General features: G+C 63.0%; 12 protein-coding genes and 2 pseudogenes. 9 read left to right on the plus strand and 5 right to left on the minus strand.

Features of this window, described 5'->3' with window-relative positions; translation table 11 throughout:
• Nucleotides 1-3 precede the first annotated feature (3 nt).
• Entirely contained in the window at nucleotides 4-1020 is a 1017-nt protein-coding gene (locus tag CAF53_RS01160) for a nucleotidyl transferase AbiEii/AbiGii toxin family protein (RefSeq protein ID WP_100237023.1), read from the minus strand.
• Complete coding sequence (locus CAF53_RS01165; protein WP_024898646.1) at nucleotides 1013-1606, minus strand: DUF6088 family protein; 594 nt, start codon at nucleotides 1604-1606, stop codon at nucleotides 1013-1015. Before CAF53_RS01165 ends, CAF53_RS01160 begins: the two co-directional genes overlap by 8 nt.
• Before the next feature lie 221 nt (nucleotides 1607-1827).
• Between CAF53_RS01165 and CAF53_RS01170 the strand changes: the two genes are divergently transcribed.
• The 9 genes and pseudogenes from CAF53_RS01170 to CAF53_RS01205 all read left to right on the plus strand — a co-directional run.
• Nucleotides 1828-2790 carry a zincin-like metallopeptidase domain-containing protein gene (locus CAF53_RS01170; RefSeq protein WP_100237024.1) on the plus strand — a complete coding sequence of 321 codons (963 nt, stop codon included), beginning with the start codon at nucleotides 1828-1830 and terminating at the stop codon, nucleotides 2788-2790.
• A pseudogene (locus CAF53_RS01175) lies at nucleotides 2787-3183 on the plus strand (DUF2958 domain-containing protein). Before CAF53_RS01170 ends, CAF53_RS01175 begins: the two are co-directional and overlap by 4 nt.
• Nucleotides 3184-3307: 124 nt before the next feature.
• Entirely contained in the window at nucleotides 3308-5446 is a 2139-nt protein-coding gene (locus CAF53_RS01180) for a ParB/RepB/Spo0J family partition protein (protein ID WP_066704144.1), read from the plus strand.
• Nucleotides 5447-5543: 97 nt separating this feature from the next.
• Complete coding sequence (locus tag CAF53_RS01185; protein WP_009450568.1) at nucleotides 5544-5849, plus strand: hypothetical protein; 306 nt, start codon at nucleotides 5544-5546, stop codon at nucleotides 5847-5849.
• Nucleotides 5850-6266: 417 nt separating this feature from the next.
• Nucleotides 6267-6431 carry a hypothetical protein gene (locus tag CAF53_RS27460; protein WP_009450567.1) on the plus strand — a complete coding sequence of 55 codons (165 nt, stop codon included), beginning with the start codon at nucleotides 6267-6269 and terminating at the stop codon, nucleotides 6429-6431.
• A 200-nt stretch (nucleotides 6432-6631) separates the two neighbouring features.
• Nucleotides 6632-7180 (plus strand): hypothetical protein, encoded by a 549-nt coding sequence (locus CAF53_RS01190; protein WP_197707328.1) that lies wholly within the window; start codon nucleotides 6632-6634, stop codon nucleotides 7178-7180.
• Nucleotides 7181-7245: 65 nt separating this feature from the next.
• Nucleotides 7246-7662, plus strand: coding sequence for a hypothetical protein (locus CAF53_RS01195; protein WP_038146402.1), 417 nt, complete (start codon nucleotides 7246-7248; stop codon nucleotides 7660-7662).
• A complete protein-coding gene (locus tag CAF53_RS01200) occupies nucleotides 7655-8299 on the plus strand; it encodes an antitoxin of toxin-antitoxin stability system (protein WP_100237026.1) in 645 nt (214 codons plus the stop codon). The genes CAF53_RS01195 and CAF53_RS01200 overlap by 8 nt, the downstream gene beginning before the upstream one ends.
• Nucleotides 8300-8457: 158 nt before the next feature.
• Nucleotides 8458-10683, plus strand: a pseudogene (locus tag CAF53_RS01205) (strawberry notch-like NTP hydrolase domain-containing protein); the annotation flags it as partial.
• A 107-nt stretch (nucleotides 10684-10790) separates the two neighbouring features.
• Here the strand turns inward: CAF53_RS01205 and CAF53_RS27945 are convergent.
• The 3 genes from CAF53_RS27945 to CAF53_RS01220 are packed head-to-tail and all read right to left on the minus strand — an operon-like array spanning nucleotide 10791 to nucleotide 14376.
• The gene (locus tag CAF53_RS27945; protein ID WP_066704306.1) at nucleotides 10791-11795 is read right to left on the minus strand and encodes a tyrosine-type recombinase/integrase; all 1005 of its coding nucleotides are present in this window, start codon (nucleotides 11793-11795) and stop codon (nucleotides 10791-10793) included.
• Nucleotides 11792-13147, minus strand: a complete 1356-nt coding sequence (locus CAF53_RS01215) for a tyrosine-type recombinase/integrase (protein ID WP_066704304.1) — start codon at nucleotides 13145-13147, stop codon at nucleotides 11792-11794. The genes CAF53_RS27945 and CAF53_RS01215 overlap by 4 nt, the downstream gene beginning before the upstream one ends.
• Nucleotides 13144-14376: a site-specific integrase gene (locus CAF53_RS01220; protein ID WP_066704301.1), complete on the minus strand. Its 1233-nt coding sequence runs from the start codon at nucleotides 14374-14376 to the stop codon at nucleotides 13144-13146. The genes CAF53_RS01215 and CAF53_RS01220 overlap by 4 nt, the downstream gene beginning before the upstream one ends.
• Nucleotides 14377-14595 lie beyond the last annotated feature (219 nt).

Genomic DNA, 14595 nt, shown 5'->3' on the forward strand with positions numbered 1-14595 from the left:
TTCTTATTTGGCTGCGCCGTTCGCGCGCGCGACTATATCGGCGCACTGCGCCATAAGCGCCTCGAACGGCTCAGCGTCATCGAAGAGCAGCCCATCCTCAACCATGCGGGCATAGTCGTCCTCCAACGCCTTCGCGCCATCGCCGACCGGCACGAGTTGCAAGCCGCCGCTGACAGCCGCTGCATAGTCGATCGGCGTGCGGTCGGCGGCCTTCTCTGCGAAGAACATCGACTTGTGCCGAGCGACAGCGTTGGCCAGGTCGCGATCGGCAAAAGCGGCTTCCGCGAAGCCGGCTTCGTCCAGTCGGACAACATCGTGCCAATGTCGCGCGAAGCGGTCGCCGCGCAGCCGCTCCTGGAGGCAGAAGACGTGGATGGCGGTCGCCTTCTCCCAGAACGTCCGCTCCGCGTGCATGACGCGCGGCCGCGCCGTCGGGAAGAGCAGCCCCTCGATCAGGCCGGCCGCGTCGCAGACGACGTCGCGCAAGCTCGCGGGTTCGCCCGTCGAGCGCGCGCCGAACTCCAGCATGACGCTTGGAGCCACATAGCCGGACCCGGCTGCGGTCGCCTCATAGTCGATGAAGAGCTTCTCATCCTCGACGCGGACGGCCGCCGCCAGACCTTCGACGGCCAGTGCGGTCTCGATCACAGGCTGCACGGTTTCCGCGACCCATGCCGGTAACCGCCGACGGACCTCGCTGGACCAGCGCTTTTCCTCGCTTCGTGTCTTCGGCAGACCCTCGCCATTGTCCCCGACCAGATCGGGCGCAATCGCCCGAATGTCGTAGGTCAGATCCACGTCCTCCGAAAACCGGCGAATGACCTGATAGGCTTTCGACAGCGACGTGCCGCCCTTGAACACCAGATGCTCGCCGAGCGGTGCCGCGTAGAGGGTCGCCAGCGCCCACACCACCCACACATCCTTTTCGAGAAGATGGGTGGGGCGACCCGAACGGTCGGCAGCGACGCCCAGTGCATCACGCCGATCCTCGGCCGAAAGCTGGAGGAAAACGTCAGCCATAGGCCGCCTTTCCGACGCTCTGTGCGAGCCATGTCGGAAACTGCGGCGCGGCGGCGACCAGTTCGCCGAACACGCCGGGCGGCATCTTCCGTTTCAATGTCGTGAGCGCGGCCTCCGCCCTTTCGGGGCCGAGCCAAGCCAGCGCCCGCACGGCCTCCCCTGCGGGGCGGTTGGCCAGGGCCAGTTGCCAGCGCGGCGCGTGCCGCAATTCGACGACCTGCTTGCCGAGGTGCATCTTTCGGCTGCGTCCGGAGGTCAGATAGACCGAGCGGACGGGCACCTGCGTCGTCAAGCCAAGCGCGTTCGCCGCGGCGGCTCCGTTCGAGACGATGATCTCCCCTTTTTGGGTCGCGAGGGCCTCGACAGCCTGCTCGACCGAAGGTGCGCGCGTGCCAAACCGACTGGCGATGGGACGCAGATAGACGCCACGACCGGCGCGGATGAGCTGCCCGCGCTCGGACAGACGCGACAATGCCTGATCCACGGCCGCCCGGTTTCCGAGGTGGAGCAAGCCCTTGGCGGACACGGGCATCCCTTCGGGAAGTCCCGTCGCATGTGCCAGAATCTGTTCGGTCAGCCGTGTCATCGTCTTTCTCCTGTTGGAAATATACGCGAGTTTCTGACAGTTTTCAAGGAAGTCCGGATAGGGGAACGCCTTCCCCTGCGGCCGAGCCTTGGTCTCTGCCTACCCCTTCTGCGGGGAGATCCCCGCAACGCCCCCTTCAGAGTGAGAGTACGGACGGATTTTCCGTGACGGGTTGAGGGCTGGAGGAGAGGCTTCCGGCGCCCGTCGCGGAGATCATCCCGATGGCCAGACAGGGTCGTAACCTCGCGGAAGGTGGCGCGCGCAGCAACCTTTACGACGACATCACCAACAAGATCATCGCCGAGCTGGAGCAAGGGCGGTTGCCATGGGTCCAGCCCTGGGGTGCGTCGCCTGATACCGCCCCGCTGGGCCTGCCGAGAAATGCTTCAACCGGCCGATCCTATTCCGGCATCAATATTCTCATCCTCTGGGGCGCTGTCATCCAGCATGGTTTCCCCGCTCAGGCGTGGTTGACGTTCCGCCAGGCGCTTTCGCTTGGCGGCAATGTCAGGAAGGGCGAGCGTGGCACAACTGTCGTTTATGCCGACCGTTTCACCCCCGAGGACGAGAAGCGCCGTGCCCGCGAAACGGGTGAGGATGCGCATGCCATTCCGTTCCTGAAGCGGTTCACGGTCTTTAACGCCGCGCAATGCGATGGCCTACCCGATGAGATCACGGCAGTCGCGCCGCCACCGCCGCCGGGCCTTATCGAACCTCAGGTCGAGGCGTTGATCCGGGCCACCGGCATCGACTTCCGTATTGGCGGCAATCGCGCCTTCTATATGCCGTCGCTCGACTATGTGCAGGTGCCGCCTCCGCAAGCCTATTTCGAGCCGATCAACTGGCACAGGACGGCCCTGCATGAACTGGGGCACGCCAGCGGCCATCACAGCCGCCTCAACCGCGATCTGACCGGCTCGTTCGGTTCGAAGAAATACGCCTTCGAGGAAATGATTGCCGAACAGACCGCAGCTTTCAGTTGCGCCGCGCTCGGGATCGTGCCGACCGTCCGCCATGCCGATTACATCGGATCGTGGCTGGAGGTCATGCGCGAGGATTCCCGCGCCATTGTCCGCGCGGCCTCGCAGGCCAGCAAGGCGGCGGACTGGCTGCTGTCGCATCTGCTTGCCGAAGACACCGGGGAGTCGGATGCGAGCGAAACCGACCGGAGGGCGGCGGCATGATCCTCCTGACAGGCGCACAGCACGACCGCCTGCTGGCCAATGGTCGCCAGCGCGATCAAGATCACATCCCCGGTCGTGAAGTTCTTCAATCCCATCGGTGAAGGCGTCTGGCTCGCTACCGAGCTGGATGAGGATGGCGACATCATGTTCGGCCTGGCGGATCTCGGCCATCCCGAACTGGGTTCGTGGAGCCTTGGCGAGATGCAGTCAGTCCGGCTGCCATTCGGCATGGGCATCGAGTGCGATCTGCTGTTCACCGGCGATTTCCCGATCTCGGTCTGGGCCGAGGCCGCCCGTGAGACCGGCAGCATCCGCGCCGCCGAGCGTTTGCTCTACGGCGTCGGCGCGAGCTTTTCCCGCACATCCGCCGATACAGAAAACCGGAGTGCCTGATTTCCGGGTTTCAGGTTCTGCGGCTGGCGTCGCTCTCTTCAGAGGAAGAGGGCGGCGCTTCGCTTCGTGACGGGCTGATAGCCGGAGAGAGAGGCTCACCGGCGTCCGTCATGGAGTAACTGACATGGCCACTGCCGTTCAGAAGATCACCCTGTCGTCCTCGCGCGACATTCCCTTCAACAAGCTGGTGCTCAGCCAGTCCAACGTCCGGCGCGTCAAGGCCGGCATCTCGGTCGAGGAACTGGCCGAGTCCATCGCCCGCCGCGGCCTGATCCAGTCCCTGCATGTCCGTCCGGTGGTGGATGCCGGGGGCAAGGAAACCGGCATGTTCGAGGTGCCCGCCGGCGGTCGCCGGTTCCGGGCGCTGGAACTGCTGGTCAAGCAGAAGCGCCTCGCCAAAAGTGCGCCGGTCCCGTGCGTGGTGTCGGAGGCCAGCGCCGATGTGCTGATCGACGAGGTATCGCTCGCCGAGAATATCGAGCGCGCTCCGCTGCATCCGCTCGATCAGTTCCGCGCTTTCCAGGCCATGCGCGAAAAGGGCATGACCGAGGAAGCCATCGCCGCCGCCTTCTTTGTGGATGCCAAGGTGGTGAAGCAGCGCCTGCGTCTGGTTTCCGTCTCACCGGCATTGCTCGACGTCTATGCCGAGGACGGCATGACGCTGGAACAACTCATGGCCTTCAGCGTCAGTTCTGACCATGCCCGTCAGGAGCAGGTCTGGGAAGCGATCAGGGATGGCTGGCAGAAGGAACCCTACCACATCCGACGCCTGCTGACCGAAACCACAGTCCGCGCCGCCGACAAACGGGCGGTGTTCGTTGGTATCGATGCCTATGAAGAGGCTGGCGGCTGCGTGCTGCGTGATCTCTTTCAGCAGGACGATGGTGGCTGGCTGCAAGATCCGGTGCTGCTCGACCGGTTGGTGGGCGAAAAACTGAAGGCCGAGGGCGAAGCCATCGCCGCCGAGGGCTGGAAATGGATCGAGGTCGCCATCACCTTCCCCTATGGTCACGACCATGGCCTACGCCAGATTGTCGGCACCACGGTCGATCTGAGCGAAGAGGAACGCGCCACCCGCGAAGCATTGCGCGACGAGTATGACCGGCTTGAAGTCGAATATGGCGAGGCGGACGAGCTGCCTGACGAGATCGACGCCCGCTTGGGTGAGATCGAACTGGCTCTGGAAACCTTCGAGCGCCGTCCGATGACCTTCGAGCCGGACCAGATCAGCATGGCGGGTGTCTTCATCAGCATCGACGCCGATGGCGCATTGCTGATCGAGCGCGGCTATGTTCGCGCCGAAGATGAAACGCCTGCGGAACCGGAAGCTGAAATCGTTGACCCGGAAACCGGCGAGGTGATCCAGCGGTCAGAACCGGAGGTAAGCCGCATGGGTGCAGTTATCACGCTGGGCGGCCAGGCGGTCGAAACTGAGGAGGAAGACGAGGCCGACATCATCAAGCCGCTGCCCGATCGCCTGGTCAGCGAGCTGACCGCGCATCGCACGCTGGCGCTGCGGGATGCGGTGGCAGTAAACCCGCATGTCGCTATGACGGCACTGCTGCACAGGCTGGCCATGGATTGCTTCATGCCGCATTCCAGCAAGGGATGCCTCGAAGCCCAGGTCCGGGAGGTTCATCTGCCCGCACAGGCCGAGGATCTGCGCGACAGCGCGTCGGCCAAGGCTATCGCTGACCGCCACGAACGCTGGTGCGATCATGTCCCGGCAGACGATGCCGCCCTCTGGGATTGGCTGACCGATCTGGACGATGGGTCGCGCATGGAGTTACTCGCCCATTGCGTCAGCTTCGGTGTCAATGCGCTCTATGAGAAGCCGAACCCTTACAGCGGCACGGGCGTCAGCCAGCACGGGCTGGACATCCGCCTGTCGCAGGCTGACCGGCTGGCCCGTTCGACCGGCCTCGACATGGTGGCCGTGGGCTGGCGGCCGACGGTCGGCAATTATCTCGGCCGCGTGACCAAGCCGCGTATCCTTGAAGCTGTACGTGAAGGGGCCGGAGACCGGGCCGCCGAGTTGATCGGACATCTCAAGAAGGGCGACATGGCCAAGGAAGCCGAACGCCTGCTGGCGGAAACCGGCTGGCTGCCTGAGCCGCTGCGCATGGCGGACGAGGGTATCGAAGTCGACCCGGCATCGGGCATTGCGGCGGAAGCCGACAATCTGCCCGATTTCCTCTCCGGCGATGGCGAGGACGACCCCGCTGACGATGAGGAAGAACAGCATATGGTCGCTGCTGAATAGCACTCATGCGGGGCGGCTTCGGTCGCCCCGTTCTAACCGCTCCGTTTCCGTAACTCGCCCGATCCTCGTGATCGGGCTTTTTCTTTGGAGAGCCGCCATGGCTGCCAGCATCGACGTTGATGAAATATTTGCTCAGGATCGGGAAAACCGTCCGCTGGAGCGTACACTGCCCTGGGAGGAAAGCCGCGACGGCATGACCGTTGTTGTGGAGCCAAAGCCCCATTGGGCCGAAGATATGCGCGTTTTCCGGCTCGATGCCCGTGAATACTGCCGCTATGCCGAATGGACTGCCCATGGCGGCCGTGCGCGCTTCTATGGTCACATCGATACATCGGGCGACGATCTGATGATGAAAGCCCGCGCGATGGTTGCCCGCGAAATTGCCGATGGGCTTTGGAGCTGAAGACCCGATCGCAGGGTCTCTGGCCGTGAGGATGGGATGTCTGCACCGGACGGGCCCAATCCGGCTTCACCATGCAATCCGCCATCCCGATCAGGACAAGCGGCAGCCATCTCTGGCCTGAAGGAACACGATCCTGATGCCAGCATGGTGGCAAGGCTGACGCGGCAGAGCATCTGCGACGGGTATCCGGCATCCTGTCAGATGCGAAAAACCACCCCCGCTTCCATTCGCAAACCTTGGTCCGATCCGTCTCTTTGACATTCAACCCCAAAGGGGTCGGCTTACGCGCGCGTGCCGCCCTCGGGGATTCGGGAAAAGTCCGAACGCCCTCGGGTGATTGCAGATCCGGTCAGACACTTCGGGCGCCTGTCGCGCGGGGGATGGTCCCCCGCCTCCCAAAGACAGGAGCCGGAACCCATGTCCTATGCAGATGCCACCGCCTTCGCCGCCAGCCTTGCCGCCACGCTGATGGTTTCGATCGTTGTGTTCCAGGCCGGAGACGGCACCCACGCCGCGTGCCCTGCCGCCGAGTTCGACGGCGACGACGACATGGTGAAGCTGGAGCTGGACCCGTGGGAATAAGGCGCGAAAGCGCCTCATCCCCGACGGCCCGAGCGCGGAGACCCGCGCTTCGGGCCTTCATTGCCTCAAGATGGCCCCCCATCGTCGGCAGCGGAACCGGGAACAAGCCCGGTCAGAGAGGAAGAGTGCGGGCCGTTCGGCCGTGACGGGTTGATGGCTGGAGAGAGAGGCTTTTCGGCGCCCGTCATGGAGTGATGCCGATGACCTTTGCCCGTTCCGAAACCTTCCGTTCCATCGGTCAGATTCTGGCTGCCGATGTTCTGCCCGCGCTTTATCGGTCGCAAAAGCTGCCGTTGCGCATCTCATGCCTCGGCGCGGCCAGCTATGACGCCAGTGACGCGGCGAACAGCTTTGACCGCGTGATCCCGCTTGGGGAATGCCCATCACTGGACGAGGCCATACAGACCGCAGCCTTGCGCGTGGCGCGCGGTAATATTTGCACGGGGCCGGACAGCTTCCCGTATTTTCAGCCGCGCATCATGCTCATTCAGGACCGAGATCAGCGCCTGGTCCTCGCCGGCGAAATCCGCGCCGGCATTATCCTCTGGCAACAGCCAGTCGCGTCCGATGCCGAGGCACGCAGGATCGTGACCGAGGCCAGCCGCCTGCGCGGTATGGCGTTCCGGGCTTCGGACCCCGGCGATGCGAGACGGCTGCGTTACCGCGCCGCTGCGCTGGAGGCCCGATTGGTCGATCCCTTCTGGCGCGAAACCTCGGCCGATCTGCTCCGCCTGCCGCAGGCCGCCTGAGCTTCACCCATTCCATCCCATTCGGCTCGGCCATACGCCGGGCCATGTCATGTCCGGAGACCGTCATGGCCGATTATTACACGCACTTTTCCTGCCTGCTTGACGTGGGCACCCCCGAAAACGCCGCCCGCGCGCTTGATCTCTACAACGCTCTGGCGGATGACAATGCCGTTGAGGATCCGCCTTCAGATGGCTTCCTGCTTTCCATCCAGCCAGAACATGGCAGCACGCAACTCTGGATGCGCGATGATGTCACCGGCGATCCCGAGCATGTCGTTCAGTTTGTCAAACGCTGCGCTGCCGAATTTGGCCTCAGCGGATTATGGGGTTTCCAGTACGCAAACAGCTGCTCGAAACCGCGTATCGACGGATTTGGTGGCGGGGCGCATGTCCTCGATCTTGCCACCGGCGAAACGGTGGACTGGATCTATACCGACGGCTGGCTTTCCACCGTGCTGGAGGGAGGCGATCCCTATGCCTGAGATCATCGAAACCACCGTCTATCGTCTCGATGAGCTGTCCGATGCAGCGAAGGACAAGGCCCGCGCCTGGTATCGCGAAGGCGGCTTCGATTATGACTGGTACGATGCCGTCTACGAGGATTTCCAGCGCATCACGGAAATCCTCGGATTGAAGCTCAAGACCCGTGCCGTCCGGTTGATGGGCGGCGGCACACGGCAGGAACCCTGCATCTGGTTCCGCGGCTTCTGTTCACAAGGTGACGGTGCCTGCTTTGAATCCTGGTACTCCTACCAGAAACATGGGCCGCGCCGGATCAGAGAATACGCCCCGCAGGACACCGAACTGCACCGCATCGCCGATGCCCTTCAGGCGATCCAGCGCCGCAATTTCTATCAGCTTCGCGCCGATGCCAGCCATCGCGGCCATTATTATCACGAATACTGCATGTCGATCACGGTCGAGCGCGACAGCCCGACCTGGCAGGACATGACCGCTGATGCCGAGGAGGCGGTCATCGAGGCGCTGCGCGATCTGGCCCGCTGGCTCTACCGCCAGCTTGAGCGCGAGTATGATTATCTGTCCTCGGACGAGGCTGTCGATGAAACCATTGCCGCCAATGAATACACCTTCACCGCAGCTGGTCGCCGCTTCGGATGATCCCGAGAAGACACTGACAAGCGCCCCACCGTCCGGTCGGGGCGCTTTTTTTTAGCTGCGCTTTGAGAGTCAGAGGCGGGCCGGAAGGGGTTAAGTCCGGGCGGTCGAGAGAGAGCGCTGTTCGGACCTGTCCTTTTCGCTCTCCTGAGGTTCCAGACATGAACATGGTGTTCCCCGTGACCGATCCGGTCACGCCAATGGCGGCTGCGCCCGCCATTCTGGCTGCGGCCAATCATCTGCTCCCCCATCTCGAACGCGGTCAGCGCGTCGATGCTGCCATCCTGCGCGGTGTGATGGAAACGGCCTTCGGCGCATCTGACGCTACCGGCGTCTGGGACTGGAAGCTTGCCTATGAGGCCTGCGAGGTCGCCACGGTCCTCTTCCTGCGCAAATACGGAAAGGCGCTTTTCCGTAAAGCCGCGTCTCCGGCTGCACGGATTTCCGTGCTGGCAAAGGTCGCGGGGCTGCTGCCCACGCAGACCCGACGTTCCGAGGAAAGCCAGAACTTCCAGCAATTTTCGACGCCGATCCCGCTCGGCCTTACCGCTCTGACGGCTGCCGCGATTACGCCCGATGACAGGGTGCTGGAACCATCGGCGGGCACCGGCCTTCTGGCGATCTTGGCGCAGACCATCGGCGGCTCGCTGATCCTCAACGAACTGGCCGAGACCCGGGCCGATCTGCTTGCCCAGATCTTTCCGGCTTTTGCCGTCACCCGCTTCGACGCCGCCCAGATCGATGATCATCTGGCTCCGGATGCTGTCCCCTCCGTGGTGCTGATGAACCCGCCATTCTCGGTCATGGCCAATGTCAGCGGGCGTGTCGCGGATGCGGCCTATCGCCATGTTGCCGCGGCACTGGCCCGTCTTGCTCCCGGCGGTCGGTTGGTGACGATCACCGGCGCTGGCTTTGGCCCCGAAGCTCCGGCATGGCGGGACGCCTTCATCCGCTTGCAGGCCCGTGGCCGCGTGGTGTTCAGCGCTGCCGTCGATGGTGCGGTCTATGCAAAGCACGGCACCACGATCGACACGCGGCTGACCGTTATCGACAAACTGCCCGCCGACGATCCCGCCAGTTTGCCGGCTTCGCCGGGGATCGCGCCTGATGTTGCCACGCTGATCGGATGGATCGAGGAACAGGTTCCGCCGCGCCTGCCAGTGTCATTGCCGAAGATCGTGGTTTCCGCTTCGGCCACCGCGCCGAAGACCGTGCGGGGCTATCTCGCTCGCTCGGCGGCTACGCGATCTGTCGCTGCTTCGGCCAATGATCCTGATGGCGTCGAACTCGCCTATGAGACCGTGGACTGGACGCCACCGGAAGGCGCTCGCCTGTCCGACGCGATCTATGAGGAATATGCGCTGCAATCGCTGCGTATCGCTGGTGCAAAGCCGCATCCGACCAAGCTGGTGCAATCCGCCGCCATGGCCTCGGTCGCACCGCCCAAGCCTTCCTACCGGCCCATGCTGCCGCCCGACATCTGCGCGCGTCTGTCGGACGCCCAGCTTGAAACGGTGATCTATGCCGGTGAAGCCCACGCCGATCATCTCGCCGGCGCCTGGACCGTGGACGAGCATTTCGACAATGTGAGCGCCGCGCCCGAGGATGCTGCCGGATCGATCCGCTTTCGCCGGGGCTTCATGCTCGGTGATGGAACCGGCGCTGGCAAGGGTCGCCAGTCCGCCGCCATCATTCTCGACAACTGGCTGCGAGGGCGCCGCAAGGCGATCTGGATCTCCAAATCCGACAAGCTGATCGAGGACGCGCAACGCGACTGGTCGGCGCTCGGCATGGAGCGGCTGCTTGTCACACCTCTGTCACGCTTCCCGCAGGGCAAGCCGATCACGCTATCGGAAGGCATCCTGTTTACCACCTATGCCACGCTGCGCTCCGATGACCGGGGCGAAAAGGTTTCCCGCGTCAAGCAGATCGTCGAATGGTTGGGGTCCGATTTCGATGGAGCCATTATCTTCGACGAGAGCCATTCCATGCAGAATGCCGGTGGCGGAAAAGGTGAACGCGGTGATGTCGCCGCCTCGCAGCAGGGACGTGCGGGCCTGCGGCTTCAGCACGCGCTGCCCGACGCCCGCGTCGTCTATGTCTCGGCGACTGGCGCCACCACCGTCCACAATCTCGCCTATGCTCAGCGCCTCGGCCTCTGGGGCGGTGAGGACTTTCCGTTCCAGACCCGCGCCGAGTTCGTCGAGGCGATCGAATCCGGTGGCGTTGCGGCCATGGAGGTCCTGGCCCGCGACCTGCGATCTCTCGGCCTCTATACCGCCCGCTCACTCTCCTATGATGGCGTCGAATATGAACTGATCGAGCATCAGCTCACGGACGAACAGCGGCACATCTACGACTCATATGCTGCCGCCTTCGCGATCTTATGCGCAGCTGCGCATAAGACCGCTTATCGCGAGGTCGCGATAATGCGCAGGAGCGCGGCGCGGCCCCGCAAAGCGGCGGCACACTTCGCCACGTCCTTCGCATTATTTCACAGGGTGTCGAGCCATTCCATCAGGCTGGCATCGCGTTTCCACGATGGTGGGACGTTGCTCGCCGCCGGCGCGCCTACCTGTTCAAGCGCCTTTCGTTTGGTCTCCAGATTGGCCTGTGCGTAGTGGTTGGTCGTATCGAGGCTGACGTGTCCAAGCCAACTGCGGATGACGGTGATGTCGACCCCGGCAGCGACAAGGTGAACGGCGGTGGCATGCCGGAAGCTGTGCGGCGTCACATGTTTGGACCGAAGCGTCGGCATGGATTTGGCGGCTTCCTCAACATAGGCGGCCAACTTGAACCGCACCCCGGAGGCGCCCAGGGGCTCACCGTATCGATTCACGAAGATTCGCTCTTCTGCCCCACGTGGTTGGCGTTCCAACAACTTCCGGAGCAACGTCACTGTTTCTGGCCAGAGCGGACAGATGCGTTCCTTGCGCCCCTTGCCGTAAAGACGCACGAAGTTCGGTGCGTCGAACCGGATCGCGTCGGTACAGAGGTCGAGAGCTTCCTGGATGCGCGCGCCGCTGTTGTAGAGGAACGAGAGCAACACATGGTCGCGCATCCCCTCGATTGTCGATCGGTCGGGCTGAGCAAGGATCGCCTCGACCTCCCCCGTCTCGAGATAGCAGGGTGCAGCGGTGGGCTCCCGCTTCAGCGGGACGGTCAGGACCTCGGCGCATTGCGCAATGTATTCGGGATCCTTGTCCGCCACGTAGCTGAAGAAGCTGCGGATCGCTGCGAGCCGGCAGTTTCGCGTGCCGATTGTGCTTTTGCGCCCATGCTCGGTATGATGGAGGAACGCGCGCACCTCGCCGGCCGAGACATCGGCCAGCGTGATCCGCGCAACCCCGCCGCCTTTTCGCTCCGCGATAAACCGAAGCAACAATCGCCAGGTGTCGCGGTAAGACCGGATCGTATGAACCGAAGCACTGCGTTGCTCGGCCAACCATTCCTGGAAGAACGCCCGCAACAACGCGGGGAACGGATTGCTCTTCGTCATGGCCGCGCCTCCATTGTGAGGCATCGGACGCCAACGGTACGGAACCGCTCGCTTGCCTCATGCAGCAGGTCCTGCGTGACAGTGATGTAGACCAGCGTGGAGTTGATGTCCCGGTGCCCCATATAGGTGGAGAGAAAGCGCAGTTTGTCCTGCGGATTGACGCCGGATCGATACCATTGAAGGATTCGGTTCACGACCATCGAGTGGCGCAGGTCATGAACGCGTGGTCCCGCCCGCCCCGTCGGGGGCTTGAACCCGGCGCGGCGCATGACGTTGGTAATCATCGTTGAGACCGTCACGGGGGTATAGCGATCATTGAAGTGCTCGTGCCAGAAGAGCCCGGACCGCGGATCCTGCGGGGCGCCGGCGCGCCGCCTTGCATCGATATAGGCCCGTAATTCGGCCATGACGCTGCCGGTTAGCGGCAAGATCCTGGTCTTGTAGAACTTCGTTTCCCGGATCGTGATCGTGTCCGATTGAAGGTCCACGTCACCCAGATCAAGCCCGGCGAGTTCACTACGGCGCAGTCCGGCACAATAGGCCAGAACCACCATCGTGTAGAGGACCATAGGCCGCAGCGGAGCATCCGGCGACGGATACGAGCGGGCAACATCGAGCAACCGCCGGACGTCGGCCGGACTGAAGATATGCGGCCGTCGATGCTCGCGCGCCACTTCCCGCTCTGGCCGGGCGTTGAAGCGTTTTGGCGGGATTCTGGGATCAAGGCGATACCGCGCCTTGGTCAGGATGCGCCCCAGCTTCTGACATTCAGCCGCGTGATTGCGGGTCGGCTTGGCAGTTGCCCAGCGCGCCAGCATTGTCTCAAGCGATGCCCCGGCAAGTTCGGGGTTCGCCTGGAGGAACCGATCGAACCGCAATAGCCAGTGAGCCTGGGTCTCATACTGATAGCCCCGGCTGCGCATCAACGCGACATGCTCGCGCATGAAGTCCCCCAGCACGCTGCCGTAGGGCGCGGGCCGTCGCAATGCGGCCAGGGCTTCGTCGGGATTGGGGGAAGCGAGAGCCCGCCAGATCGGCTTGTTTTGTTTGGCGTTGTACTGACGACGAAGCACAGCAACGGGATTCTCGGCGATCAGCCCGATTTCGACGAGGTGTTCGAGGAAGCGATCGACAATGCAGACCTGGTTGAGCAGCGTCGGCATTCGCCAACGTTTTTCCATTTCCTTCAGCCAGACGTCGAGCATCTGCCGGTCAACCGCGGGATGACGTCGGGCTACATCCTCGAAGCTGCGAAGGAACCAGCGATAAGTCGGTCTGCTTCCCGGCCGGAACTGCGATTTTTCCAGGAAGGCGTCAACAACGGTGCAATCGGGATCGTGCCAGGCGCTCATGACAGCATCTCCGAGCCGGGTACCTCGAGCGCCACGGCTCGGAGATCATCTGTCGCCAGCTTGAGATAGGCATTGGTGGATTCGATTGATCGATGCCCGAGCACGTCGCCGATGATCTTTTGCGGGACCGACGCCCGCAGTAGTTCGACCGCTCGCGCGTGGCGGAAGACATGCGCTCCTCGCTTTCCCGGCGGCTCGACGCCTGCGGCTGCTAACCGCCCGCGGATCATGCCGTACAGGTTTGTCATTGCGATGTAGGGCGCGCAGGATCGGATGAAGATTTCCCGCCCCTCGACCTGGGGGCGCCCATGACGCAGATAGTCGAGCAGCGCCTCACCAACCGGCGCCAATAGCGGCATGTAGGAGTACGCATTGGTCTTGGTGTGACGGATACGCAGGGATTCTCCGCGCCAGTTCACGTCTTCAAGCCGAAGGCGGCATATCTCACCTTCGCGCAACCCATATGTGGCAAGCAGTTGAAGTACCGCAAAATCGCGCATTCCTCGCGGCGATCCGTCCTTCTTCGTCGTCGCCAACACCGCGGCGATTTGGCTCTTGTCCAACGTCGAGGGCACATCTTCATAGGCGTAAAGCATGGGGCCGATGATGTGCGGCGTGAGATCAGTCGGGATGCGTCCCGTCCGATGCAGATAGCGCACCACCGACCGGAGCCGCTCAGCGACATCGGCCAATGATTTGCGCCTTAATCCAGGCGCGCGCATGTCCATGTAGAGATCGACTTCCACGATGCTCAACGTGTCGAGGCTGGCAGCACCGCTCCGTTCGAACTGCCATCGCAGGAAGTTCCGTGCCTCCCACATAAGCGCCGCGATGGTAGCGCTTGCCAGACCGCGCTCGTCGCGCAGCCATGCCTCGTATTCGCAGCAGATCGCCTGCCGGTACACAGTTTCCGGTTCGATTATCTCCGGCTCGGGCGGCCATTTGCCTTGAGCAAGCCGGAGGAGCTTGTTGATTGACGTGCGGGGCAACATGTGCCACCGCGGACAGGGAACTCGGCCATACTGGGCCTGAAAATCCTGGATTGCATAGCAAAAATACTGGTCGACCTGCTGAGGCGTCACAGTCTCGACCTGCATGTCGCACTCGGCCAGATAATCGAGAAATGCGCGCGCGTAGAGTCGATGGTTCGCCACAACCACCGGGTTATAATTCTGCGCCGTGAGCAAATTCGAGAGTTCGGCGATCAATTCGTCGTGCGTCTGCAACATGATTGTTTCCTCAGCTGGTCCAGAGACCACCGAGGTTCGCAATCAAAATAATGTGCAGCAAGATCGCACGACAGTGCAGGAATTCAGCGACTATGCCGCGCTCCTGCGCATTATCGCTACCTCGCGATAAGCTGTCATTCATGGGAACCTGGACGCGGCGATGGAAGCCGCCAACATCACCGGCAGCGAGGGGACGCTGAACCGGCAGGCCAAATCCGC

The organism is Sphingobium sp. LB126, assembly GCF_002795205.1.
Classification (GTDB): Bacteria; Pseudomonadota; Alphaproteobacteria; order Sphingomonadales; family Sphingomonadaceae; genus Sphingobium; species Sphingobium chungbukense.